Genomic DNA, 21,532 nt, shown 5'->3' on the forward strand with positions numbered 1-21,532 from the left:
CTGTATATCTCCGCCTCCATTGCTGTCTCTTTCGCGGCATTGTAAGAGTCAAAGGAGGTCATCTCAAGATGCACGGGGGTGACGGAGACGTATTTATGCGCGACGGCCCAGACGTCGGTGTCTTCGTGCAGCTCGTCGTGGATGCTGCCGCCAACCCAGTAGGCCTCTCCTCCGAAGGGCGTCCTGACGACCGTTATCTTGTCATGATAGCGGCGTTTTCCCTTGCGGGTGAGGCGCACGCCGGCGATATCCGCCAGCCCCTCGTTGGGAACGTTGACGTTGTACATGACGCCCTCTGGCAGCGGATGGCCGGCGAGCCAGCGCGCCGTCTGAAGCGCGGCCTCGGCGGCGGTGTTAAAATGTTTTTCCGGCGAAGTTGAACCGCATACGAGCGAGACGGCTATCGACGGATAGCCGAAAATGAGCCCCTCCATCGCGGCGCAGGCTGTTCCGGAATAGGTGAGGTCGTCGCCGAGGTTCGGCCCGCAGTTGATGCCTGATAGGACGAGGTCGGGGACGAAATGGAGCACGTCGATGCCCATGATCACGCAGTCCGTGGGCGTGCCGTCGCAGGAGTAGGCGGTGAAGCCGTCCGCGAGCATCTTATTCTCTATCTTTTTGATCTGCAGCGGCCTGTCCATAGTCATCGAATGGCCAGAGGCGCTGCGTTCCCGGTCGGGGGCGACGGCGAGCACCTCGTAGCCGGCGGCGTGAAAGGCCTTCGCAAGCGTCTGAATGCCCTCGGCGAAGATCCCGTCATCGTTCGTTATAAGTATTTTTTTCATCTTTCAAATACCGCCTATATCAGTAATATGCTGAAAAGCAGAGCCATGATCGGGCGCATGATATAGGGGAATACCCCCAGCACCAGCAGGCCGACGATGACGAACATGCCGTAGCGCTCAAGCCAGAAGTAGTATTTCATCCACTGGTAGGGCAGCAGGACGTAGAGTATGCGCGAGCCGTCAAGCGGCGGTATCGGGATGAGGTTGAAGGCCGCCAGGCCGAGGTTGATATAGATCATCAGCAGGATTAACTGCCGCGCCCCCCAACTGACAAAGAGCCCGGGGACAAAGCGCACGAGCTGCGCGCAGACGAAAGCCGTCAGCATATTGCCGGCGACGCCCGCAAGGCTGACGATGATTATGTCGCGTTTGGGATGCTTGAAGAAGCGCGTGTCTATCGGCACCGGTTTCGCCCAGCCGAAGCGGAAGAGCAGCAGACAGAGCGCGCCCAGCGGGTCCAAATGGTCCAGCGGGTTCAGCGAGAGCCGCCCCGCGCGCTCAGCCGTGGTGTCGCCCAGCATCTTGGCGGCGAGGCCGTGGCAATATTCGTGAAAGGTGATGGCCCAGAGGACGGCGGGCAGGCTTAAAAGCAGCTCCGATATTCCCTCGGCAGAAAATAGATTTCCCAGCATTCAAACACATCCTTAATTTTTTCTGTCAAAATCACATGAGATATTTTAACACGACAATGCCGCCATACCTATCTGTGTGGAATCAGAATATCCCTTATTCTTCCCCACGTATATGCGGCAGTGTCTCCGCGCCGTGCGGCATGAGGCAGACTGGCATCTCCAGAGTGCCGCCATTGAGCCTCTTCGCGGCTTCAAGGGCCTCGTCAAGCGTCGCGGCGGCCGTTATCTTCATCTTCGCGAAGGACTCGCGGGGAATGTCGGTGACCATGATGAAGTTGAACTTCTCCGCGGCCTCGCAGAAGAGGTATCCGATATAGGCCCCAATCGAGAAATTGTCCCGCAGCGCCACCTCGCGGTCATAGAGGCTGTCATAGTCCCTTATCTGCGACTCGCAGTCGGGATCGCCGAAGCCCTCGCCGCAGCGCGACATCACAATGATGGTGCCGCCCCTCTCCGCCGCCGCAAGCACGTTGCAGAGCGTCTTGGAGGTCTGGTAGAGGTTGATGTCTTTCGGAAAGCCGCCCGCGGTGGCGATGCAGAGCGGATATTTTCTTTCGATCGGCACGGCGTCTATGTCGGAGACGAGCTTCGCCGCCGCGCGGTGCGCCTCAATGACATCACCGGCGAAGGCCTTTATGACTTTATAATCACCGTCCACAACGACGTTGACGATAAAGTCTGGCTTCACCATCCGCGCCGCCTCGACCTGGTCCATGTGAAAGGGGTTGCTAGCAGAGATGTTTCCGCTGCGGACGTCGGGATTTGTCCCGCTCCCCAGCCCTTCGTTCAGCGCCAGCGCGTGGTTTTTCATGATCGTCTCACGCGCCGATATCCCGGGAAGAATGTTCTTCACGCCGCCGCCAAACCCCGCGAGAAAGTGATAAACCACGCCGCCCACAAGGATGAGCCGGTCGCTCCCTGCTGCGATGGAATTTATCTTCACCGGCGTCCCGCGCGAAGTGGTCCCCAGATAGGTGCACTCGCTCTCGGTACAGCTGTGGTCGATTATCCTGACACGCCCGCAGAGCTCCGCCGTGATAAGAGCATCGTGCTCCGCGCTCGTCTGCCGCCGGTGCGTGCCGGTCCCCGACAGGACGGTGATATCCGCGTCCGGGATGCCCAGCCGGTTGAGCCGCTCGACAAGCAGCGGTACGACGACCGCCGGGGACTGCCACTGGCGCGTGATATCGGAGATCGCGATACAGACCTTTTCTCCGGCGTGGAATATTTCGTCGAAGGGCGGCGTGCCCACCGGCGACTCGAGCGAGCGGCGCACATGTTCTTCCGGAGTGCCGGGCAGCAGCTCCACATGGTTTGGTTCGACTACCTCTTTTATAAGCTCGTCGGGGAGGTTTACTTTAAATTCCCCGCCGCCGTATTTCAATGAATGGCGTGACATATTTTTCGCTTCCCTTCCTGCCCAGGCAGAAAAATTTTTGCGCGTTATATTATACAGCCATCACCGCGCGGTGAAAGAGAGGCTTTACACAATCCGCGCCGGAGATTACGCTTCGTCCCATACCCAGTAAAAACCGAGCAGGCCGCTTTCGCAGCCGGCGCGCGCGCGCCGCCCGCCGTCAAGACGGTTGCTTATCGCGTAGGGAAAGCCAAGGCGGAGCACGACCTCGTTAAGGGGCCAGCGGACGCCGGCGATCGATACGCCGGTACAGCTATCGGAAAAAGATAAGAGTGAGAGCGCCTTCGGTCTCCGCGTAAAGGTGAAGGCCGCCTCCGCGGGTCCCTCAATGAGGACCAGCCCCTCCCTCTCGTCGGCGATGCAAAAAGGAACGTGCGGAGAGGAAAAGTTCAAAAAAGAGAGGACTAGGCTCCATAAATGGTCAAATCTGCCGCCCCAGGCGCCCGTTAAAAATATTTTTTTTACCCGATCTTTATTTTTTTCGCGGAAGATATCGAGCGCCAGCTGAAAATCGGTCAGGTCTTTTTCGCTCTGATACCTCTCTATGGGAACACCGTTATCCTCCGCCCAGCGCCAGCTTTCGGCGGAGGCGCTGTCGCAGTCGCCGATAAGACGCCGAGGGATGATCCCCGCGCGGCGGCAGGCCTCTATCCCCCGGTCGACCGCCCACACCTCGCCGCGGAAAGCAAGCTCCGAGAGCCAAAGGGGCGAAGGCTCCCTGCCGCCAAGCACCATCAGAGCGGAATCCACTCCCGTCCCATTATCCTGCTCTATCGTCACCTGCGGCAGTCTTGTCGTCTCCATACGGCGGCCCCCTCCTTTACCTGAATTTTTCCAGCCTCGGCATTATTATATATACGAGCACCATCAGAATGGCAGTCTCGGGAAGTACGCTGCTCCCGTTGTAGAGTATCGAATAGAGCCAGATATTGGTCCCCTCCGGCGCGTAAGAGGCGAAAAATACGACGCCCGAAAGCACCGCCGCGGCAAAGTTCGCGAAACAGGCGCAAAGCACGCCGAGCCATTTTTCCCGCGGGAAGAATCCCGCGATCCCGATCAGCCCGCTGGCAACGGGATAGTCAAGCAGCGCCTGGAGCGGATGCACCACGTAGCCGCCGAGCATAAGACGCAGAAGCCCCGTGACCACGCCGACGAATATTCCGTAGCGCCAGCCGTTCCTGAACGCGAAAATCAGCAGCGGCAGCAGCGTGAGGCTCACGGAGCCGCCCTGCGGCATCGAGAAAAGTTTGAAATAAGAGAGCACCACGGCAAGAGCGATGGAGAGGGCCCCCTCGACGAGTATCCTAAGCGGTATTTTCATTGCTGCATCCTCCAGAGGTCATTATTACACCGGAGATGAAAGAAAAGGTAAATGATTTCTCCATCTTCCCTACGACGGCGTTATCCGTATCAGGTTCAAAGGGTCATGACATGCGTCAATTTCTCAGCCTCGCGACTCCCCCGATGTTAAGAATGTTTTAACAACTCGCCCCATCTTTGTCAAGTTGACAGTACCGTTCGTTAGGATGATAATAACTGCGACTCCGGGGGAGCTTAAGAAGCTGAGAGGAAGTTTTTGACTTCGACCCCAGACCTGATCCGGTTAATGCCGGCGTAGGGAGCGAGGCCGAGAAAAGAAAAGATGCCCCGCTCTGATTAGAGCGGGGTTTTTATTTTGAAAAGGGGTATGGCGATGAAATATGGGATATACCGCGGAATAGCGATGACCGTCGCGGGAAGCGATTCCGGCGGCGGCGCGGGGATTCAGGCCGATCTAAAGACTTTCGCGGCTCTGAAGGTCTTCGGGACCTCGGCGATAACGGCGCTCACCGTTCAAAATTCTCTCGGGGTGACCGGCATCCATAACGCGCCGCCGGAGATAATCAAGGCGCAGATACTCGCCGTGGGCAATGATTTCCCGCTCGGCGCGGTCAAGACGGGGATGCTCGGCAACCGCGAAACGATCAGGGCCGTCGCCGAAGGGCTGTCGGAGCTGGGAATAAAAAAGATCGTCGTCGATCCGGTGATGGTGGCCCAGAGCGGGGACTCCCTGCTCGCCGCCGACGCCGTCGAGGCGGTGAAGGAGATCATCGTGCCGTTGGCGTCGATCGTCACCCCTAACCTCCCGGAGGCCGAAAAGCTGACGGGGATGAGGATAGAGAGCGTCGAGGAGATGACGGCCGCGGCGCGCGAGATCGCAAAGCTCGGCTGCGGCGCGGTGCTCGTCAAGGGCGGCCATCTCGCGGGCGAGCCGGAGATCATCACGGACGTGCTGCTCGCGGACGGCAAAATCTCGCTGCTGCAGGACAGAAGGATTGAGACGACGGCAAACCACGGCACCGGCTGTACTCTGAGCTCGGCAATCGCCGCGGAGCTTGCCGCCGGTCTCGGACTTGAGGAGGCGGTGGCACGCGCGCGGCAGTACCTACGGGCGGGACTTCACTACGGGGTGACGGCGGGGCACGGCGCGGGCTGCCTCGGACACGCCGTCACCATGCCGTGGACCGAGATCGTTCATGGCTAGGCCTCTCGTCTACCAGATAACGAACGGCGTCTCCGCGCAGCTCCAGGCCGACTGCGTCGCGCTGCTCGGCGGCGCTTCGATAATGTCGCGCCAGATCGCGGAGGCGGGAGAGATCGCCGCCACCTGCGACGCGCTGCTGATCAACATCGGCACGCCGCCTGACGACGCCCTTGCGCTCTACCGCGCGGCGGCCTCCGCGGCGGCGAAAAACAACGTGCCGATAGTGATAGACCTCGTCGGCTACGGATTTTCAAAATACCGCACGGATATCGCCGACGCGCTGCTCGCCGAATTCCGCTTCTCCGTGATAAAGGGCAACGAGGCGGAGATCGGCGCTCTCGGCGGCAGCGGCGCGGCTCCGCGCGGCGTCTCCTGCGACACGGCGGTAAACGGCGCGGCGCGGCTCGTCGAAGCGTGCGCGAAAAAATACGGCTGCACCGTCTACAGCACCGGAGAGACGGACAACATCTCCGACGGAAGGAACAGCTTCGTCATTGACGGAGGCTCGCCGCTGCTGCGCGGCACCAGCGGGATCGGCTGCGCGCTCGGCAGCGCGACGGCGCTCTACTGCGCGGGGGAAAGGCCGCTGGAGGCGGCGCGGCGCGCACTGAGGCTCTTCCGCCGCGCGGCGGCGGAGGCCGCAGCGGATACGGAGGGCCCCTATTCTTTCAGAATAAAATTCATGGACATGCTTGCTGAATACGGCTCCATATTACGGAATGAGGTGAAATAATTTGGCGGTAGACAGGAAAAGACTCGCGGAACAGCTCCGCCTCTATCTGATCTGCGGCGAGGGCGATACGCCGGACGATGTGCTCGGGAAGACGGCCGCCGCTCTCGAAGGCGGCGTCACAGCGGTCCAGCTGCGCGTAAAGAGCTGGACGGGGCGCGAATGTTACAATACGGCGCTGGCGCTGAAAGATCTCTGTCACGCGCGCGGCGCGGCGCTGCTGGTCAACGACCGGCTGGATATCGCCCTCGCGGCGGGAGCCGACGGCGTCCACCTCGGGCAAAAAGATCTGCCGGTCGGCGCGGCGCGGCGGATCGCGGGGCCGGACTTTATCATCGGCGGCACGGCGCGCACGCCGGAGCTCGCGCGCGAGGCCCAGCGGCTGGGCGCGGACTACATCGGCTGCGGCACGGCCTTCGGCACCGCAACCAAGGACGACGCCGTCGTCATCGGCCCGGAGGGCATCAAAGAGGCGCTTGCGGCGGTTGATATCCCTTCGGTGGCCATCGGCGGCATCGGGCTCGCGAACGTCTCCCGTCTCGCCGGCTGCGGATGCAGCGGGATATCGCTCTCCGGCGCGGTGATGAGGGCCGCCGACCCCAGAGAGGCCGCGAAGGCGCTGATGAGGGAGATAGACAAGAGCCTCGGCTGCTGAGGCACGCCGGTAACTTTTTTGTAAAATTTATTGAACCTGGAGGTAATAAAAATGCAGAACGAAGAAAGAAAAAAGCTATTTAAAAGGGCGGTTCTCGCCGGAGCCTTCGCGGCGGCCGGCGTGGTGCTCTCCGTCGTCTCGATCCCCATGGGGCCGACCAAGTGCTTCCCCTTTCAGCACACGATAAACGTGCTCGCGGGGATAATCCTCGGCCCCTGGTGGGCGGTAGGCGCGGCCTTTACGACGAGCGTCATCAGAAACCTGATGGGCACGGGCAGCCTCTTCGCCTTCCCGGGAAGCATGTTCGGCGCGCTGTTTGTCGGCCTCGCGGCTAAGGCCCTGCCCGAAAGATACAAGGTCTGCGCCGCCTGCGCCGAGCCGGTCGGTACGGGCATCGTCGGAGCCTGGGTAGGAGCGAAGGTTCTCGGCCCCATCCTCGGCAAGGGCATCGGCTTCCTCTTCTTCTCCGGCTCCTTCCTCATGAGCTCCGTCCCCGGCGCGGTGATCGGCGCTCTGCTCGTCTACTGCCTGCAAAAGAGGATGGTGCTGACGCGCACCTTCGGGGCGATGATTTAAAAACAACTTCGCCGGACCTCACGGCGGCGGACGCCGCCGTCCATAAACGGCAGGCGCCGTAGCGCGGGGAATCGACCGCCGCCGCTCCGGCGCCTTTAATATTTCAGCGCCGCGTCCCGCCTTTACCGCTGCCTTTTATCTATCGACGCGTACGCCTCCGCGATCTTCACCAGCATCCCGACGACCAGCTCCATATCATCGGCGCAGGCGAATTCCAGCCGTCCGTGATGGTTGTGGCTCGCCGTCCCGAGATTAGGGCAGGGCAGCCCCATAAAAGAGAGGTTCGCCCCGTCCGTGCCGCCGCGTATCGGGGCGATGAATGGCTCGCCGCCCGCCGCCCTGACGGCCTCCTTCGCGATATCGATCATAAACGGATATTTTTCGACCACCTCGGCCATGTTGCGGTATGTCTGCGTTATCACCGGCTCCGCGCGGCCCTCGCCGTACCTTTCATTGATGCGGCGCGCCGCCTCACGTATCATATCCTCGCGCGCCCTGAGCCTCCGCCCGTCGTGGTCACGAAGGATATACCGCTGAAAGGCGCTCTCCACGCCGCCGCCGCTCTCGTCGAGAAGGAAAAAGCCCTCGCGCCCCTCGGTATTTTCGGGACGTTCCGCCGCCGGCAGCATCGAGAAAAACTCCATCGCCAGCAGCTGCGCGTTTATCAAAACATTCTTCGCCGTCCCCGGATGGACGCTGCGTCCCGTGAAAGAGACATGAGCCGCCGAGGCGTTGAAATTTTCGTAGGATATCTCGCCGAAGCGGCCGCCGTCCACTGTATAGGCAAAGTCGGCGCCGAACCTTTTCAGGTCGAAATGTTCCGTACCGCGCCCGATCTCCTCGTCGGGAGTGAAGGCTATCACGATCTTGCCGTGCCTGATCGAATCGTCGGCCAGCAGCCGCTCCGCCATCGTCAGGATCTCGGCGATCCCCGCCTTGTCGTCCGTGCCGAGCAGAGTCGTGCCGTCGGTGACGATGAGCCTCTTCCCCTCGTAATCCTCCAGAAAGGGAAAATCGGAGACCCTCATGACGATATTTTTATCTTCGCAGAGAACAATATCGCCGCCGCCGTAGTCCACCAGGCGCGTCCTGATATCTTCGCAGGGCGAGGCGGGCGAGACGTCCATATGGGCGATAAGGCCAAGGACGGCGGCCTCCGCCTCTATATTCGCAGGAATGGCGGCATAAAGATAGCAGTGCTCGTCGATGCAAACCTCGGAGAGCCCCATCTCCCGCATCTCCCTCTCAAGCAGACGCGCCATATCCCAGATGCCCGGCGCGCTCGGGCTGCCCGCGCCCTTTTCGTCGGAGGCGCTGGCGATGCGCACATATTCAAGCAGACGTTCATACGCTTTCATTATTCCTTTTCCTTTCTTATTCCCGTAATAAACCGCAGGCGCCGCCGCGTTTCCGGCAGCGGCCGCGCCCTAGCCGTTACCGGCACTCTCGTCCACGTCGAGAGCCTTCAGCCCGTAGCGGAATATGGAGATCATTATCGAGGATATCGCAAAAAGCTCGCAGAGCACGCCGGACCATGATCCAGCGTGCGCGTCGTAGACAAGCCAGAAGGGCGAACTGACAAACATATTCGCCAGCCTGATCTTCTTACCGTTGGTGCTCCACATCGCCGAGGTGGTGACGATCATCGCGGCGCAGGGCAGCAGGCTGAATGCGTCCGTCCAGGTCGCAAAACAGCCGGCGGCAAAGAGGCCGATAAAAAGCCACAGCCACAGCGGGCTGCGGGCCCAGCGTTTTTTAGCGTTAAATAAAATGACGCCGCGCAGCAGCGCAATAAAGAGGGTCGTCGCGCCGGAGAGGGCGCCCAGCATAAAAAAGTGGATGATATAGAGCAGATGTCCGCAGATCTGCATCCCGAAAAGACGGTGCGACGTTTTGCACTGATATGCGCCGATGAGCATCGCCGCACCACCAAACCCTATCGCCTGTGCCAGTATATAATGCCAGTCCATTTATCGCTCATCTCCGGCTGTCATATTCCGCCGCCAAAAGCGGGCGCGGCGGCAAAATAGGTCGGCCTTCACAGCGAGGCCAGCTTTGCGCCCAGCTCCCGCGCCTTCTCCCGCCACCGCTCCTCCGTGCCGTCGTTTACCAGAACAAAGTCGGCCCTGGCCATCTTCTCTTCGCTCGGCAAAAGCCTGTTCTCACGACGGGAGACCTCTTCGGCGTTCCAGCAGCGCTTCGCGTTGCGTTCGACACGCTTCTCGAAGGGGGCGGCGGCGTAGACCACATAATCAAGCCAGCCGTCGTACCCGGCCTCGTAGAGCAGAGGTATCTCCACCACCACCCAGCCGCCGGCCGCGTCCGCCATCTCCTTTATCTCATCCATCGTCCTCTTGTGCAGCAGCTTTGAGGCGAAGCGGTACTCCTCTTCGTCGGTGAATATCTTCGCGGCGATCTTCGCCCACAACTCCCTGTGCGGCGCGTTGAAAAAACCGGCGCCCCAACGCTTTTCCGCCTCCCTCTGTATCTGCGGGTCGTCCCATAGGGAGCGCGCGACGCTATCCGAATCTATAACGCGCGCCCCCATCGCGGCCCACTCTTTACAGAGCATGCTCTTACCAGCGCCAACGTCGCCCGTTAGCCCTATTGTCGGCATGATAGCCGCCTCCCTGCGCGTCGTCTGTAAATTCTTTGACATCTTTCGGTATCTCGCCGAGGAAACGCGACATCGGATTGCGCTGGATGCCGCCAAAGAGCAGGCGGCTCGAGGCGCAGCTGATGTAAAGCTGCTCCCGCGCGCGCGTCATCCCGACATAGCAGAGACGCCGCTCCTCCGCGATATCGCCCTCGCCCGTGACGGAGCGGGCGCTCGGGAAGATACCCTCCTCAAGCCCGATGAGGAAGACCACGGGGAACTCAAGGCCCTTCGCCGCGTGCAGCGTCAGCATGTTGACGGAGTCCTCCATGCCTTCGGGCGAATCCTGGTCGGTTATCAGCGGTATTTCCGTCAGAGCCTGCGTAATGTCGCTCTCCGGCGAGACGATGGAAAGAATTTCCATCACGTTCTCCACGCGCTCCTCCCAGTCGTCAGGATACTCGTCGCGCAGATACTTTTCGTATCCGTTTGAGTCGATGATCGTGCGCACCGCCTCACCGATGTTGTCCTCGTTCGCGAGGATCGCGAGCATGTCGGAGGCGAGCGCCTTCGCGCCGCCGCCCTGCTTGCCCTTGAGGCCGCCGCCATTCGCGAGGACCGATTTCCACAGCTCCTCCGCACCGGCGGACTCCAGCGCCGCGATCGCCTCGCCCAGCAGCTCTACACTCTTTTTTCCGAGCCCGCGCGTCGGAATGTTGGCGACGCGCGCCAGCGAAATGGCGTCGCGCGGATTGACGGCGAGACGCAGCATCGAGAGGGCGTCCTTGACCTCGGCGCGCTCATAGAAGGCGACGCCGCGGATGACGCGGTAAGGTATCGAACGCTCCAGCAGCGCCTGCTCCATGCCGCGGCTCAGGACGTTCATACGGTAGAGGATCGCCATCTCCCCGTAGGCGTAGCCGTCGTCGTGCAGCGACTCAATCTTTTTCGCGATCCACTCCGCCTCGTCCGAATCCTTGAAGCTCCGCCGCACGTTTATCAGCCGCCCGCGCTCGGCGGCGGTCCAGAGATCCTTCGGGTGGCGGTCGTCGTTGTTCTTTATCACGCCGTTGGCCCCGTCAAGGATATTCCCCGTCGATCGGTAATTCTGGTCCAATATCGTCATCTTCGAGCCCTTAAAGTCGCGCTCAAAGTTAAGGATCATCGCCATCTCCGCGCCGCACCAGCCATAGATAGACTGATCCGGGTCGCCGACGACCATTATCTTGCGTCCGTCGTCGACCAGACAGCGCAGCAGGAGATACTGCGGATGGTTCACGTCCTGATACTCGTCGACAAGCACCCAGTCCAGGCGCGAACGCTCGTGATCGAGCACCTCGCGGTTGGTGGCAAGGATGTGCAGCGGCATCACCATCAGGTCGTCGAAGTCGAGAGCGCCCTGCATTTTCAGTTGTTTTTGGTAGGTGTCGTAGAGGGTGCGCCAGCGATCCGATATCTTAGGCTCGCGCGACACGGGGTTCGCCTTCGTCTTGGCCTGCGATATCATGTCAAGCGCCGCGGACATCTCCAGCTTCTTCGGGTCTATGTTCAGCTCCGCCATCGCCCGCTTGACGACCGCTTTGGTGTCACCGCGGTCAAAGATCACGAACGGATAGGGATGTCCGAGCTTCTGAAGCGCCTCCGAATAGCGGTGCAGAAACCTCAGCCCGTATGCGTGGAAGGTCGATATCTCCAGCCCCTGTAAATTACCGTCGAAGATCGCCTCGGCCCGGCTCTTCATCTCGCGCGCCGCCTTGTTCGTAAAGGTGAGCGCGAGTATGCGCCAGGGGCGGATATTCTGTTCCTGTATAAGGTAGGCGATCTTCGTCGTAAGCACCTTAGTTTTGCCGCTGCCCGCGCCCGCAAGCACGACCTGAGGCCCGTCGCAGTAAGTCACGGCCTCGCGCTGGCGCGGATTGAGCGATTCTATCATTTCACAAACCATGAGCCACACGTCCTTAATAAAATATAGACTAAATTACCTCCTGTGCGCAGATAGGTCAAGTGGCGCGGTGTGAGGCACGGTAATTTTACGGTCTGGAACCAGGCCCAGCCCGTTATCATTTACTGCAAACGGCAGACAGCGGCCGCGAGAAGGGGGCTCGTTCCTTCCGCAACTTTTATTAAATCGCGACAGACTGCACATACGAACTGGAAACAATAAAAAAGCCCCCGGCGGGGGGCTTTTTTATTGACCGTCTAGGTATCCAGCGAATACATATCAATATCAAGATATATAAGCTACATCAACCCCATCAGCGTCAGGCACAAGCGCATGAGCAGCATGCCAAGGGCGGCGTCAAAGAGCGGAATGACAAGCATTATCAGCCTGTATTTGCTGTTCGTCTCAGAGACAAGCACTATACGAGCATAATGTCCGACAAGCGTTCCCATAAGCATCGCCGGCATGACGCAGATGGTGGCCTCGGCCGCGGTTATCACCCCGTTCTGATAAAGGTTAAAAGCCGTGGCCGCGCCGGCTCCTTTGGCGAAAAATGCGCTGATCAAAACGGTAACAGCCTCTCCCGGCAGACCAAAAAGTCCCATTACCGGGCCGCATATTTTACCCAGCACCGCCATAATTCCGGTGACTGTAAAGACCTGTACCAAAACATATCCCAATACCATCGCAGGCATAATGGTATTTATAGCGATGTTCCACCCTTTTCTTGAACCCTCGAAGAAGGTTTCTATAATATTTATTTTTTCCGCAGGCTTTGCCGTATTAGCGCTCATATCGCAGCCTCCTCCGCTTTTTCCCTCTTATTCCTGTATACGATCATAAAACGCACTATATTCGCGCCTACAAGTTTACAGAACAGCAAGATAAGTATCATCGGACCTATGGCCATGACGGCGATAGGCAGCAGCGGCGCCTGTGTGGAAATTATATTGGTAATAGGAGCCGACGAGGGATACATGAAAGATACAAGTATCGTTCGTTCATCGTCTGTCATCTGCCCATTGTCGTAAAGCTGCTTGGTAAGAACAGCGGCTACATCCGAACTATTAAGGGAGTTGACGAAAGGAAGGCCGCAGCTGCCGCGTATACCAAGCAGCGGTTTCAGTATCGGAGTGAAAGATTTTTGAAAGGCCTCCATAACGCCCATTTTACTGAATACTTCAATTACCGCCATACAAAAGATGGTCGCCGGCGCCAGCGACAGGGCAAAAAGGAAACCGTCGCGCACGCCGCTTCCACCCTTTCCCATATAATTAAGACCGGCGTCACTTATCGTACCAAAAGAACCTAGTAAGGTGTTAAGGTCCAGTACTCTTAAAAACTTCAGCGATCCGTCAAGATTTGAGAATAGGCCCGAAAACATACAAAGCATTATTACAAGGGATATCCATCCCTGTGAAGTTACCTTGATCTTCTCTGTCTCTGCGTTAGACATAGTAACATTCCTCCCCGTATATACTACTTACCGTCAGGAAAGCCATCGGCTTCAAGGATCGAGGCACACAAAAGTTTCGTCCTCTCGAAGAAGCCCTCCACAAGCGCGTATTCCGAGCCGGTATGATTCCCGGCCCCCGGCACGCCGCATGAGCAGAGGACGGGCACTCCCACGGCCCCGATTCTGGATGCGTCCGAGGCTCCGCCGAGATGATTCTTCGACGGGATATCCAGCGAATATTTTTTTGCCGTATATACGATATGCTCGTAGAGCGCGAGAACGCCGTCCGTAGTCTCATACGGAGGGAACGTCCCATCCAGCGTCAGCTCCGTCGACGTCCCGTCGATGTAGGTTTTCGCACAGATTTTCTCAAGGCTCTCCCTGATGTGGGCGGCGTCTTTTTGCGTGTTGGCTCTGGTATCAATTTTTATTTTACAGAAATCAGGTATGGCGTTGGAGGCAACGCCGCCCTCTATGGTATCAACGCTGACCGTGTAGCCATAGTCCTTCGGGGTAAGCTGCTGAATCTCAATAATTTTATGCGCGGTCTCTTCGATGGCGTTTCTGCCGTTCGCAAAAGCGTTACCGGGATGGCTCGCGACACCTTTCACGGAGACGGTATAATCGGCGCTGCCCTTCCTGCCGATACACACCCCACCGTCTGCGACGCCGGTCTCCATGTTAAAGGCAAACAGCACGCCCTTCGCATAATCCGACAGTATTTGAACCGTTGAATTGGGCGCTACGGTCCTGTCGCCCTCTTCGTCGCCCGCAAATGCGATTTTTATTGGCAAGGCGTCAAATCCGATATGATTCAATGCCTTAGCGCAAAACAGCGATATGGCGATACCGCCCTTCATATCAAGAACGCCGGGGCCATATGCCTTTCCATCTTCAATTTTAAATGGATCATCGCCGAAAGTTCCCTTTTTAAAAACCGTATCATAGTGTCCGGTAAACATAACCGGACGGGAGGGCCTGTCCTCTCCGAGGACGCCGGTCAAAACCGGCGCGAAGCCATCGCCGGCATCGGCTAACCGACATTTAAAGCCCTCTTTCTCAAATGCGCGCTTTAAAAAATTGGCCGTATCCGTCAGCGGAGCGACTTCGTCATATCTGCCCTCGTGATTTACCAGCTCCTCCCAAAAAGCCAGCATCTCTTCCCGGCTGTTCTCAATAAATTCAAAAAGCTGTCGCCTTGTCTCCGCCTTGTCAATATCGCATTGATACATCTTTTACATTCCCCCTCATATTTGTAACATTCCAGTTTTATTTTTCATCTTTCTGAAACTATATAAAAAATACTCTTGGAGAATCATCCTGTCCAATATATAATGACTCTATTACTTATAGATAATATCTATATAGAAATATGAGGAGGCAAATATGGAGCTCTTTCAGTTACGTTATTTTTTAACGGTAGCAAAATACGAAAATTTTTCAAAGGCCGCTGAAGAACTCCTCATTTCGCAGCCCTCAATCAGTAAAGCGATAAAAATGCTTGAAACGGAATTGGGCGTCAGCGTATTTGAAAGAAAGGGCAAACGGGTTACCCTTAACAATGCCGGCAAAGCTTTACGGGAGAGGCTAAATGGAATAATGAGCACCCTTGACAACCTGCAAAACGAGCTGAGCGTGGCCGCCGGAGCCAAGCAGTCGACGATTATTTTTAACGTTCTCACAGCCTCGTCTCTTCTGCCGGACATTCTATTAAAATTTAAAAAAGAGTATCCTCTCATAAACTTCCATTTGATTCAAAAAAGCGTGGCGACAAAGTTCGATCTATGTATAACGTCGACGCTTCCCGATACATTATTAAATAACGGGATTCTGGTATTGGGAGAAGATATAAAGCTGGCGGTGCCGCTGACGTCTCATTTTTCTCTCTACGATTCGGTAGATTTGAGAGATCTCAGACAAGAAAATTTCATGCTGCTGAACAAGGGCTATACTTTGCGCACAATAACTTCTCATTTCTTTGACCTTTGTGGGTACAGCCCGAATATCGCGTTTGAAAGCGATAATCCGCATGTTATCAGAGATCTGGTCGAAGCAGGCCTCGGCATCTCGTTATGGCCGGAACTTTCGTGGGGTAAGATACGACATCACCGCGCAAAGTTACTGCATATAAAAAATCCAACATGCCGGCGTAATATATTCGTAACCTGGCCAGATAAGAAAAAAATAAGTCCCGAGGCACAAATTTTTCTTAACTTCATAAAATTTTATTTTCAGCGTCTGCACAGCGACTAAAAGCAGCATGTCTTATTTGTCCTGGCTGCCAGCTGCAATTACCGACTGGCAGGTATCTTATATGACGCGGGCGGCCCTCTCTGAACGAAAGGGCCGCCTGATAATTATTTTTTAAGCAAGAGCTATATTCTATCTGGGTTCGAGCAGTCCGTAGCCGCCCTCTTCCCTGCGGTATACGACGTTGATCGCGCCAGTCTCGTCGTTCTTGAAGAGGAAGAACGAATGGCCCAGCAGATCCATCTGCATCGTAGCCTCGATCGGCGTCATGACATCCACCGTGAATTTCTTTCTTTTTACGATTTCACGCACCGGCTCGTCTTTATCCATCGCCGGGGCCGGGATAAGCTCAGGGTCGATATCGAAGGAAATTTCCTGTACCTTCATGCGAACCTTGTCGGTGAGATAGCTCTTATGTTTTTTCACCTGGCGCTCGATATTCTTGAGAGCCTTGTCAAAGGCTTTGCGAAGGTCAGGGGCGTAATCCTCTCCGCGCATTACGACTCCGTTTACATTTGAGGTAATCTCAACCACATTCATTCCTCTTTTGTAGTTGAGCGCGACCTGAGTGTCCAGGATACGGTCAAAGAACTTTTCGATCTTGAAAAGCTTCTTCTCCATATAATCCTTAATATCTCCGGGGAGTTCAACATTGCGCGTGACAAAACGTACCTCCATAGCAACTCCTCCATTCGTATGGTGCTTTATATTACTGTTACTGCCATTATTCTAGCATGATATCCAAATAGGCTCAAATGTGCAAATTGTGTAAATATTAGTCACATTAGTAATGCCAAAAGGTTTATATTTAATCACACAGCCATCTTAAAATAGGTAAAAAGCAATAGTGGCGTAAGATAGGGTTTAGTATTATAATATCTGCACTTTATGCGTTTCTTGTTTTAGGATTGCATTATTGCCATTTAAAGAATGGAGGTTATAAAAGTGAAGTTTTCTAAGAAGATACTGAACATCAAACCATCAGCTACCCTGAGCATTTCAGGTAAGGCGAAGACCATGAAGGCCGAGGGCAAACCCGTCATCTCTTTCAGCGCGGGAGAACCCGACTTCAATTCGCCGAAGTCCGCCCGCGAGGCGGGAATCGACGCGATCAACCGCGGCGAATCGCACTACACGCTGAACCCCGGCATAATAGAGCTGCGCCAGGAGGTCTGTAATTACTATAAGAGGCGTTTCGGCCTTGATTACACCCCGGCGGAGGTCATCATCGCCCCCGGAGCGAAGCCCCTTCTCTACGAAGCGCTGCAGGCGCTCGTCGACGAAGGCGACGAGGTGATCCTCTTCGCCCCCGCGTGGGTCAGCTACGTCGAACAGATACATATGGCCGGCGGCGTGGAAAAGGTCGTCGACACCATCGCGACCGGACTGCTGCCGACGAAGGAAAACCTTCTCGCGGCCATCGGACCGAAGACGGTGGGACTCATCCTCAACTCCCCCTCAAACCCTACGGGCGCCATCTACCCCGAAGAGACGATGAAGATGATCGCCGAGGTCGCGAAGGAAAAGGACCTCTGGATAATCTTTGACGAAATATACGAACGTTTTGCCTACGCCCCCGCAAAGCATGTGAACATCCTCAACGTCGCTCCCGAGATCAAAGACCGCGTGCTGATAATAAACGGCGTCAGCAAGGCCTATGCGATGACCGGCTGGCGTATCGGCTACGCGCTCGGCCCCAAAGAGATCATCGCGAAGATGAGCACGCTGCAGACGCACCTCACCTCCAACGCCTGCTCGATCGCCCAGTGGGCGGCCTGCGGCGCCGTCAAAGAGGCCGACGCCGACGTCGACGCGATGCGCGACGAGTTCGCGAAGCGCCGCCGCGTCATCGTCGATCTCATCCGCGAAATGCCCTACGTCTCGGTAAAGGAGCCGGAGGGCGCCTTCTATGTCTTTGTCGACATACGCAAATGCCCAATCCCCGACGACATGGAGTTCTGCGAGAGGCTGCTCAACGAAAAGTACGTCGCCGCTGTTCCGGGTACGGCTTTCTTCGCCCCCGGATTCCTGCGCCTCTCCTATGCCTGCTCGATGGAAAACATCAAAGAGGGTATGGCACGGATGAAGGAATTTTTGGAAGGGCTCAAAAAATAGCAGGATAATCTATAACGGACGAAAATAGCCCGCGCGGTTGTGCGGGCTATTTTTAATGTCAGTTATTTTTGACTGTAGCCGCTACCGCTTCAGGAACAGGTCGACGATCTCCCGCAGCGATGAAATTTTCAACACTTCGATCGGATAGTTATCCTTCGGTGTGCGGCGGCTTATCACGGCGCGTTTGAAGCCAAGGCGCGCCGCCTCTTTTACGCGCATAAGCGTGCGCCCTGAGGGCCGCACCTCACCCGCGAGGCCGACTTCGCCGATGAAACAGACGTCCGAGGGTAGCTCTATATCCGTGACGGCGGAGGCCAGAGAGGCGCATATCCCCAAATCGGCCGCCGGGTCTTTTAGCTGCAGCCCGCCGGCGACGTTCAGATAGATGTCGCTCGTGCGCGATGGAATGCCGCAGCGGCGTTCAAGCACCGCGAGAAGAAGCTGCAGACGGCTGATGTCGATGCCGCGCGCGGTACGTTTCGGATATGGGAACGGCGTGACGCAGCCAAGCGCCTGTATCTCAGCCGCAAGGGCGCGGGAACCCTCCAGCACCATTGAGATCGACACCCCGGAACTTCCGAGATCGGTGCCGTTCCAATAGAGCCTGCTCGGGTCGTTCACCGCGGAGAGGCCGCGCTCCGACATCTCAAATATCCCCAGCTCCTCCGTGCTGCCGTAACGGTTTTTCTCCGCCCGCAGCAGGCGGTTGGGCGAGTTTTGCTCGCCTGAGAAGAGCAGCACCACGTCGACGAGGTGCTCAAGCAGCTTTGGCCCCGCAATCTGCCCCTGCTTGGTTATATGACCGACCAGTACGGTCGGTATGCCGCAGCGTTTCGCCGTCTCGACGGCCATCGCGGCGACGCCTTTGACTTGGCTCGGCGAGCCGGCCCAGCCGCTTTCGCTGTCGGCGCGGAAGGCCTGCACGCTGTCTATGACCATAAATTTATATCCGTGGCTTTCCGCCGCCGCGAGCGACGAGGGAAGGTCGCTCTCACATAGCAGATCCAGCCCCTGCGTCATGAGTCCGAGCCTCCGGCCGCGCAGCGCCAGCTGTCCGGAGGATTCCTCCCCCGATATGTAGAGCACGCGGCTGCCGCGTTTCGCCATCTCGGCACATACCTGCAGCAGAAGGGTGGATTTCCCCACTCCCGGTTCGCCGCCAAGCAGCATGACGCCGCCCTGCACCCAGCCGCCGCCAAGCACGCGGTCCAGTTCCTCGATGCCGGAGAGTATCCGCTCCGGTTCTTCGACTTCAAGTCCGGATATGGGAAGGGCGGCCTTCGCCGCCGCCACAAGCCCGCCCTTGACCGTCTGTATGGGAGTATCATCCTCCATCGTGCCCCAGGAGCCGCATTTGGGGCAGCGTCCCATCATCGTCGTGCTGCGGTATCCGCACTCGGAGCACCTGTAACTATTTATCTCTTTTTTTGCCATTCTTATTTTAACCCCACGGCCACGAAATACGCCGGCCGTCCTCTCCGCGTATAGCTTTTTTTATCTCTTCAAAGGTCGGTTCCTCAAGCATCATTTTCGTACAGTTGGCGCGCGACAGCGTTTCCAGCATGTGTGAGTCGGACGATCTTATGAAGGTACGCTCCGGATATTGCTCACGCCACCTTTGCGCCTCGTCGTGGTTGAGACGGCGGGAAAGCTCAAAGGCGTCTACGGGGTAATCCTCAGGCATCGGACCAAGCGCCGCCGGATATGAGAAGGCCGGACGGTCCACATGGGCAAGAATCGCGAGGCCACCCATCTCCTTCGTCTTGGCGACGACCTGATCGACTTCGTAGCCCGCACCCTGAATGAGGAAGGTTTCTTCCTCTTTCACAATCTCATTGTTCGCGTCGACGACGATCTGATAGCCGAAATGCTCGACGTCGTTGGGGATCGGACGGATGCGCTGCCAGAGCCATTCTTTATAGGCGAGGGCCGTATCGTAATCGGGAAAGACACAGAGTATATGGATATCTTCCGCGCTCTGAGTTTCGATACAGGGAAGCACGACGGGCGAACCCGCCGCGGCCCCATATATGCCGGGATAGTTCTCACAGGTATTGTGGTCGGCAATGCCGATAATGTCCAGTTTCGCCTCGCGCGCCTGTTCGACGATCTCCGGGGCCCCCATTTCGAGCTCCCCGCAGGGAGAGAGCAGCGTGTGTATATGAAGATCTACCCAGAAGGGTTTCAGCAAGACTCTATCCCTTTACTCCCAGCGCGCTGAGTTTTGCGCAGACTTCATAGAGGCTCTCAGGAACGGAGAGTATCGTTATGTTTTCCGTTTTGCAGCGTTCGATGAGATCCTCCGGCGCGCGGCGGCCAGAGGCGATGATGATCATCGGCAGATCCTTGAGCACCGCGACGGCGGCGACATTCAGGTGCGCCTGGATCGTAACCCATAGAGAGCCTTCCTGAGCGACGCCCATTATAAAGCTCAGCAGATCACCGGCTATAGCCTCCGTGACCTCGCGTCCGCCGTCTCCCTGGCACTGCCGTTCGCCGCCCAGCGCCGCGCAGATATCGTCTATCGTCAATTCGCTCCACCCTTTCTCTTCAATGTCTGAGGCTGTGATTCCGAAAGAATCACGATCTTATTGGCCAGCGAGGCGATACCCTCGCGAAGCTTGAAGATGCAGTCGGTGACCGAGCCGTGGCCGCGCACGATCTCCTCGGCCATCGCCTGGCAAGAGGGACGCCCACAGGAGCCGCAGTCGATATGCGGCAGACCGGAATATATCTCCTTCATCTGCTGGAGCTTCACCATCGCGTCCGCTACATTGTCGGAGAGCGGCAGACGCGGGCGCGGCAGATATTCTTTGGTGATGGACCAGAAATCCATCGCGTAGAGCTCTTCAACACGCCGCAGGTCCTTTGGCGTTATATTCCAGCTGGTCTCCATGTTATTGAGTCTAAGGTTAGCGAGGAAGCGCGAGTCGGCCGTGCCGATGCCGCCGATGCAGCCCGTATCGCAGACGCGGCATTCGATGAAGTCCACCGAACGCAGCCTTCCAAGCTTGAGCTCCTGCAATACGTCTATAGTGTTCCTCATGCCGGAGACGGCTAGCATCGTCAGCTTCTTTTCGGAAAACGCCTGAATATGGCGGGCTTCGCCGCCGCGCCGCGCCCACTGCACCCAGCGGTTGTTGCGCTCCTTCGGCGCCTGTCCGGTGCCCAGCGAGACATTACTCGCCATGATGCTGCGCGCCACCCGGCGGACAGTGACCGCGTGGTTTATCGGCGAGCGTTCACGTCCCTGAGGCTCCTTGATCATCGTGATCTTTGAAGAACAGGGGGCAAGCAGCGTCACGGGCACGCTGCTGTTCGTCCTCATGCGCCAGAGGTCTGCCCCCAGCTCAAGCGGAGAACATATATGTACGACCCGCGACAGCAGCTCGGGGAAACGCGACTGTATGAGCCGCAGCACGGAGGGGCAGTAGCAGGATATGAGCGGGAGCGAAGAACCCTGCGTGCGCGCGATCATCTGCGCGGTCGCGTAGGCGCAAAGATCGAAAGCCTCTTCCACCTCGTCGATCAGTACATTGAAATCAAGGGAGCAGAGGACCTCTTCAAGCTGGGACGGATTCATGTAATGGCTGAACTGCGAGAAAAAAACGGGGTCGGGGACCAGTGAAACCCGTGAGGTTTCCTTTAGGCGGTTCCAGTCGTCCTCCTCTATGCCGAGCGCCTGCCGGTGGCAGGAACGTAAGCATTCGCCGCAGTCGATACATAACTCCCCGATAATGCTGATCTCACCGTCAACGATTCGGATGGCTTCGGCTGGACATACCCTGATGCAGTTTACACATCCCTGACACGCCTCTCTGGAGATTTTAACGCTGTGGAGCATTGGCACTCAC

At 57.3% G+C, this 21,532-nt stretch carries 23 protein-coding genes and 2 riboswitches; of the genes, 6 read left to right on the forward strand and 17 right to left on the reverse strand.

Translation table 11 applies throughout. The annotated features are described in order from the left end of the window. From surE to thiT, 5 genes are all read right to left on the reverse strand, one after another. Positions 1-785 (reverse strand): 5'/3'-nucleotidase SurE (surE, locus tag LIO98_RS03820; RefSeq protein ID WP_291953463.1); only part of this gene is annotated, 785 nt, incomplete at its 3' end. Positions 786-799: 14 nt separating this feature from the next. Then, on the reverse strand, positions 800-1,417 hold the full coding sequence (locus LIO98_RS03825; RefSeq protein ID WP_291953464.1) for a site-2 protease family protein: 618 nt from the start codon (positions 1,415-1,417) through the stop codon (positions 800-802). A gap of 94 nt (positions 1,418-1,511) precedes the next feature. Beyond that, positions 1,512-2,816 (reverse strand): nickel-dependent lactate racemase, encoded by a 1,305-nt coding sequence (gene larA / locus LIO98_RS03830; protein WP_291953465.1) that lies wholly within the window; start codon positions 2,814-2,816, stop codon positions 1,512-1,514. A 105-nt stretch (positions 2,817-2,921) separates the two neighbouring features. Then, positions 2,922-3,638: a thiamine diphosphokinase gene (locus tag LIO98_RS03835; RefSeq protein ID WP_291953466.1), complete on the reverse strand. Its 717-nt coding sequence runs from the start codon at positions 3,636-3,638 to the stop codon at positions 2,922-2,924. Positions 3,639-3,654: 16 nt separating this feature from the next. Next, on the reverse strand, positions 3,655-4,155 hold the full coding sequence (gene thiT / locus LIO98_RS03840) for an energy-coupled thiamine transporter ThiT (RefSeq protein ID WP_291953467.1): 501 nt from the start codon (positions 4,153-4,155) through the stop codon (positions 3,655-3,657). Between the two features lie 48 nt (positions 4,156-4,203). Further along, a riboswitch (TPP riboswitch) is annotated at positions 4,204-4,307 on the reverse strand. Between the two features lie 63 nt (positions 4,308-4,370). Beyond that, a riboswitch (TPP riboswitch) is annotated at positions 4,371-4,473 on the forward strand. Between the two features lie 54 nt (positions 4,474-4,527). On the opposite strand from thiT, the gene thiD reads away from it, so the two are divergent. Genes thiD through thiW form a run of 4 tightly spaced genes read left to right on the forward strand, consistent with a single transcriptional unit; the run spans position 4,528 to position 7,319 of the window. Further along, the gene (thiD, locus tag LIO98_RS03845) at positions 4,528-5,358 is read left to right on the forward strand and encodes a bifunctional hydroxymethylpyrimidine kinase/phosphomethylpyrimidine kinase (RefSeq protein WP_291953468.1); all 831 of its coding nucleotides are present in this window, start codon (positions 4,528-4,530) and stop codon (positions 5,356-5,358) included. Next, positions 5,351-6,091, forward strand: coding sequence for a hydroxyethylthiazole kinase (locus tag LIO98_RS03850; RefSeq protein ID WP_291953469.1), 741 nt, complete (start codon positions 5,351-5,353; stop codon positions 6,089-6,091). Before thiD ends, LIO98_RS03850 begins: the two co-directional genes overlap by 8 nt. A 1-nt stretch (position 6,092) precedes the next feature. After that, positions 6,093-6,743, forward strand: coding sequence for a thiamine phosphate synthase (gene thiE, locus LIO98_RS03855; protein ID WP_291953470.1), 651 nt, complete (start codon positions 6,093-6,095; stop codon positions 6,741-6,743). A gap of 51 nt (positions 6,744-6,794) precedes the next feature. Further along, positions 6,795-7,319, forward strand: a complete 525-nt coding sequence (gene thiW, locus LIO98_RS03860) for an energy coupling factor transporter S component ThiW (RefSeq protein WP_066745972.1) — start codon at positions 6,795-6,797, stop codon at positions 7,317-7,319. 122 nt (positions 7,320-7,441) lie between these two features. On the opposite strand, the gene pepT is transcribed toward thiW, so the two are convergent. The 7 genes from pepT to LIO98_RS03895 all read right to left on the reverse strand — a co-directional run bounded on the left by pepT (position 7,442) and on the right by LIO98_RS03895 (position 14,545). Further along, positions 7,442-8,677 (reverse strand): peptidase T, encoded by a 1,236-nt coding sequence (gene pepT / locus LIO98_RS03865; RefSeq protein ID WP_291953471.1) that lies wholly within the window; start codon positions 8,675-8,677, stop codon positions 7,442-7,444. A 69-nt stretch (positions 8,678-8,746) separates the two neighbouring features. Continuing rightward, positions 8,747-9,289: a YgjV family protein gene (locus LIO98_RS03870; RefSeq protein ID WP_291953472.1), complete on the reverse strand. Its 543-nt coding sequence runs from the start codon at positions 9,287-9,289 to the stop codon at positions 8,747-8,749. Between the two features lie 68 nt (positions 9,290-9,357). Next, positions 9,358-9,936 (reverse strand): dephospho-CoA kinase, encoded by a 579-nt coding sequence (locus LIO98_RS03875; protein ID WP_291953473.1) that lies wholly within the window; start codon positions 9,934-9,936, stop codon positions 9,358-9,360. Further along, entirely contained in the window at positions 9,896-11,860 is a 1,965-nt protein-coding gene (locus tag LIO98_RS03880) for a UvrD-helicase domain-containing protein (protein WP_291953474.1), read from the reverse strand. The genes LIO98_RS03875 and LIO98_RS03880 overlap by 41 nt, the downstream gene beginning before the upstream one ends. Positions 11,861-12,156: 296 nt before the next feature. After that, positions 12,157-12,651: a nucleoside recognition domain-containing protein gene (locus tag LIO98_RS03885; RefSeq protein ID WP_291953475.1), complete on the reverse strand. Its 495-nt coding sequence runs from the start codon at positions 12,649-12,651 to the stop codon at positions 12,157-12,159. After that, the gene (locus tag LIO98_RS03890) at positions 12,648-13,313 is read right to left on the reverse strand and encodes a nucleoside recognition domain-containing protein (protein WP_291953476.1); all 666 of its coding nucleotides are present in this window, start codon (positions 13,311-13,313) and stop codon (positions 12,648-12,650) included. The genes LIO98_RS03885 and LIO98_RS03890 overlap by 4 nt, the downstream gene beginning before the upstream one ends. Before the next feature lie 23 nt (positions 13,314-13,336). Further along, on the reverse strand, positions 13,337-14,545 hold the full coding sequence (locus tag LIO98_RS03895) for a M20/M25/M40 family metallo-hydrolase (protein ID WP_291953477.1): 1,209 nt from the start codon (positions 14,543-14,545) through the stop codon (positions 13,337-13,339). A gap of 154 nt (positions 14,546-14,699) precedes the next feature. Between LIO98_RS03895 and LIO98_RS03900 the strand changes: the two genes are divergently transcribed. Next, positions 14,700-15,566 (forward strand): LysR family transcriptional regulator, encoded by an 867-nt coding sequence (locus LIO98_RS03900; protein WP_291953478.1) that lies wholly within the window; start codon positions 14,700-14,702, stop codon positions 15,564-15,566. 129 nt (positions 15,567-15,695) lie between these two features. Here the strand turns inward: LIO98_RS03900 and raiA are convergent, their stop codons facing one another. Continuing rightward, positions 15,696-16,241 (reverse strand): ribosome-associated translation inhibitor RaiA, encoded by a 546-nt coding sequence (gene raiA, locus LIO98_RS03905; RefSeq protein WP_291953479.1) that lies wholly within the window; start codon positions 16,239-16,241, stop codon positions 15,696-15,698. Positions 16,242-16,508: 267 nt separating this feature from the next. Here raiA and LIO98_RS03910 point away from each other — a divergent pair, with 267 nt between their 5' ends. Continuing rightward, complete coding sequence (locus LIO98_RS03910) at positions 16,509-17,678, forward strand: pyridoxal phosphate-dependent aminotransferase (RefSeq protein WP_291953480.1); 1,170 nt, start codon at positions 16,509-16,511, stop codon at positions 17,676-17,678. An 81-nt stretch (positions 17,679-17,759) separates the two neighbouring features. On the opposite strand, the gene radA is transcribed toward LIO98_RS03910, so the two are convergent. Genes radA through LIO98_RS03930 form a run of 4 tightly spaced genes read right to left on the reverse strand, consistent with a single transcriptional unit; the run spans position 17,760 to position 21,522 of the window. Further along, positions 17,760-19,112, reverse strand: a complete 1,353-nt coding sequence (gene radA, locus LIO98_RS03915; protein ID WP_291953481.1) for a DNA repair protein RadA — start codon at positions 19,110-19,112, stop codon at positions 17,760-17,762. Positions 19,113-19,119: 7 nt separating this feature from the next. Then, positions 19,120-19,869, reverse strand: a complete 750-nt coding sequence (locus LIO98_RS03920; RefSeq protein WP_291953482.1) for a PHP domain-containing protein — start codon at positions 19,867-19,869, stop codon at positions 19,120-19,122. A gap of 4 nt (positions 19,870-19,873) precedes the next feature. After that, positions 19,874-20,209 carry a serine kinase gene (locus LIO98_RS03925; RefSeq protein ID WP_291953483.1) on the reverse strand — a complete coding sequence of 112 codons (336 nt, stop codon included), beginning with the start codon at positions 20,207-20,209 and terminating at the stop codon, positions 19,874-19,876. Beyond that, positions 20,206-21,522, reverse strand: a complete 1,317-nt coding sequence (locus LIO98_RS03930; protein ID WP_291953484.1) for a [Fe-Fe] hydrogenase large subunit C-terminal domain-containing protein — start codon at positions 21,520-21,522, stop codon at positions 20,206-20,208. Before LIO98_RS03930 ends, LIO98_RS03925 begins: the two co-directional genes overlap by 4 nt. Positions 21,523-21,532 lie beyond the last annotated feature (10 nt).

It is taken from the genome of Cloacibacillus sp. (assembly GCF_020860125.1).
Lineage (GTDB): Bacteria > Synergistota > Synergistia > Synergistales > Synergistaceae > Cloacibacillus.

Bases quoted from the DNA above. Each gene is read 5' to 3' on its own strand.
- LIO98_RS03825 (WP_291953464.1), bottom strand. From the start codon at position 1,417: ATGCTGGGAAATCTATTTTCTGCCGAGGGAATATCGGAGCTGCTTTTA.
- LIO98_RS03850 (WP_291953469.1), top strand. From the start codon at position 5,351: ATGGCTAGGCCTCTCGTCTACCAGATAACGAACGGCGTCTCCGCGCAG.
- larA (WP_291953465.1), bottom strand. From the start codon at position 2,816: ATGTCACGCCATTCATTGAAATACGGCGGCGGGGAATTTAAAGTAAAC.
- LIO98_RS03885 (WP_291953475.1), bottom strand. From the start codon at position 12,651: ATGAGCGCTAATACGGCAAAGCCTGCGGAAAAAATAAATATTATAGAA.
- LIO98_RS03870 (WP_291953472.1), bottom strand. From the start codon at position 9,289: ATGGACTGGCATTATATACTGGCACAGGCGATAGGGTTTGGTGGTGCG.
- LIO98_RS03930 (WP_291953484.1), bottom strand. From the start codon at position 21,522: ATGCTCCACAGCGTTAAAATCTCCAGAGAGGCGTGTCAGGGATGTGTA.
- thiT (WP_291953467.1), bottom strand. From the start codon at position 4,155: ATGAAAATACCGCTTAGGATACTCGTCGAGGGGGCCCTCTCCATCGCT.
- thiD (WP_291953468.1), top strand. From the start codon at position 4,528: ATGAAATATGGGATATACCGCGGAATAGCGATGACCGTCGCGGGAAGC.
- thiW (WP_066745972.1), top strand. From the start codon at position 6,795: ATGCAGAACGAAGAAAGAAAAAAGCTATTTAAAAGGGCGGTTCTCGCC.
- radA (WP_291953481.1), bottom strand. From the start codon at position 19,112: ATGGCAAAAAAAGAGATAAATAGTTACAGGTGCTCCGAGTGCGGATAC.
- LIO98_RS03875 (WP_291953473.1), bottom strand. From the start codon at position 9,936: ATGCCGACAATAGGGCTAACGGGCGACGTTGGCGCTGGTAAGAGCATG.
- LIO98_RS03835 (WP_291953466.1), bottom strand. From the start codon at position 3,638: ATGGAGACGACAAGACTGCCGCAGGTGACGATAGAGCAGGATAATGGG.
- pepT (WP_291953471.1), bottom strand. From the start codon at position 8,677: ATGAAAGCGTATGAACGTCTGCTTGAATATGTGCGCATCGCCAGCGCC.
- LIO98_RS03900 (WP_291953478.1), top strand. From the start codon at position 14,700: ATGGAGCTCTTTCAGTTACGTTATTTTTTAACGGTAGCAAAATACGAA.
- LIO98_RS03890 (WP_291953476.1), bottom strand. From the start codon at position 13,313: ATGTCTAACGCAGAGACAGAGAAGATCAAGGTAACTTCACAGGGATGG.
- LIO98_RS03895 (WP_291953477.1), bottom strand. From the start codon at position 14,545: ATGTATCAATGCGATATTGACAAGGCGGAGACAAGGCGACAGCTTTTT.
- raiA (WP_291953479.1), bottom strand. From the start codon at position 16,241: ATGGAGGTACGTTTTGTCACGCGCAATGTTGAACTCCCCGGAGATATT.
- LIO98_RS03880 (WP_291953474.1), bottom strand. From the start codon at position 11,860: ATGGTTTGTGAAATGATAGAATCGCTCAATCCGCGCCAGCGCGAGGCC.